We start from the raw sequence: 1812 nt of genomic DNA, 5'->3' as shown, positions 1-1812 counted from the left end.
GTTGAAGGTCAGCTTCTTCAACAGTTCGCACTGGGTGGTCCGGTACATGTTGTTGAAGGCGCCCAGGGCCAGCCCCTCGACGATCATATTCATGCCGATCATGACCTTCTCATAGCGATCCGACTTCAGGGTCGCGTCGATCAGGGCCTTGAGCCACAGGGACATCGGATAGACGATGGCGATCTTGTCGCAGTATCGCGCATAGACCTCGACGTGGCGCGCCTCGTCCATGGTCTGGGTGGCGGCATAGAGCTTGGCCGTCGCGTCCGGGACGGAATGGGTGACGCAGGCCGCGGTCATCAGGGCGCCCTGCTCTCCATGCAGGAACTGGGACAGGAGCTGGGCCGTAGAGTGGGCGGTGAAGGTTTCCTGCTGGGACTTCGACAGCTTCGAGAAGAACGGCATCTGGTGATAGATGTCCGAACGGTCGTTGATCAGCGGCTTGGACGGATCGACCTGGGTGTCCCAGGGCAGGTACTCGTCGGAGTCCCACTGGTTCTGCTTGGCCCGCTTGTAGAGATCTTCGACCTTGTCTCCGGACATGTCGTATTGGAATGACCAGGCGATGTTCATCGCCGTCTTGTAGAGATCATCCGGGTTCATGGTGACATTCCAGTCGGGCTTAGGCTTGGAGATACCCGGCTCTAAGATAGTCATGACAATTCTCCCTGAGGTTATTTTCAGTACTGACGCGGCGGCGTTCTGACGATCAATCCATCAAGGCTGTCATCAATTTTGATCTGGCAGCTAAGACGGCTGTTTTCTTTCACGTCGAAGGCGAAATCGAGCATGTCGTGCTCGATTTCTTCCATGGGCGGAAGGCGCTCTATCCATGCCCCCTCGACATAGACATGGCAGGTTGCGCAGGCGCAGGCGCCGCCGCAGTCCCCGTCGATCCCCGGAATGGTGAAACGTCTGGCGCCGTCCATCACCGACAACCCGGTCGGAACATCCACGTGATGTTCTGTGCCGCCGTTCTCGATGTAGGTGATCTTCGCCATACGAATCCTCTCCTTGAGGAACCTGGGCGCAAGGCTCGACCGCTCGCCGCTGGAGGGCCATCGACCCGATCGTCCGGGCTTGAAGGATCGTGACCCTGAGGGCTCACAGTCCTCTCCTCACCGTTCCCGGCGCCCCTTTCGGACGCCCTGAGCGGAACCATAAAGATGACGCCAGCGTCATCTTTGATCTAGGTCAATAATTTGGGGGAAGGTGGTCTCGATCCTGACGGCTCGGCCAGGTTTCCGGCGGCGGCCTGAACGAGCATCGATCAGCCGCCTTCCGCGACCGGGGCGGCGGAGGCCCCTCTCCGAGCTCAGGGACCAGTCGCGCGGCGGCCGGCGCCGTCATAGACCTTCGGAATCGGAGCGCCGCCGGCGATGGGCGGAAGCCCACCCCGACGGCGATCGTCGTCAGCTGTCGAGGAAGCTGCGCAGCTTGCGCGAGCGGCTGGGGTGCTTGAGCTTGCGCAGCGCCTTGGCCTCGATCTGACGGATGCGTTCGCGGGTCACGCTGAACTGCTGGCCCACTTCCTCGAGGGTGTGGTCGGTGTTCATGCCGATGCCGAAGCGCATCCGCAGGACGCGTTCCTCGCGAGGCGTCAACGAGGCGAGCACGCGGGTGGTGGTTTCCCGCAGGTTCGACTGGATGGCGGCGTCGATGGGCAGGATGGCGTTCTTGTCCTCGATGAAGTCGCCCAGGTGGCTGTCTTCCTCGTCCCCGATCGGGGTTTCCAGGCTGATCGGCTCCTTGGCGATCTTCAGGACCTTGCGGACCTTTTCCAGGGGCATGGCCAGCTTCTCGGCCAGTTCC

3 protein-coding genes are annotated in these 1812 nt (G+C 61.4%); all 3 read right to left on the bottom strand.

Going from position 1 to position 1812, the window contains the following annotated elements; all coding sequences use genetic code 11:
- Window positions 1-657: diiron oxygenase (locus Q7T09_RS09415; RefSeq protein ID WP_304699348.1), on the bottom strand; the 657-nt coding region annotated here is incomplete at its 3' end.
- Window positions 658-680: 23 nt separating this feature from the next.
- Window positions 681-1001: a 2Fe-2S iron-sulfur cluster-binding protein gene (locus Q7T09_RS09410; RefSeq protein ID WP_304699347.1), complete on the bottom strand. Its 321-nt coding sequence runs from the start codon at window positions 999-1001 to the stop codon at window positions 681-683.
- Window positions 1002-1412: 411 nt separating this feature from the next.
- On the bottom strand, window positions 1413-1812 hold a 400-nt coding region (locus Q7T09_RS09405), incomplete at its 5' end, for a sigma-70 family RNA polymerase sigma factor (protein WP_304699346.1).

This window comes from Phenylobacterium sp., assembly GCF_030645195.1.
Classification (GTDB): Bacteria; Pseudomonadota; Alphaproteobacteria; order Caulobacterales; family Caulobacteraceae; genus Phenylobacterium.
This window is presented reverse-complemented; position numbering and strand designations above follow the sequence as displayed.

Excerpts from the sequence above, each read along its gene's own strand:
- Q7T09_RS09410 (WP_304699347.1), bottom strand. The coding sequence starts at position 1,001 with ATGGCGAAGATCACCTACATCGAGAACGGCGGCACAGAACATCACGTG.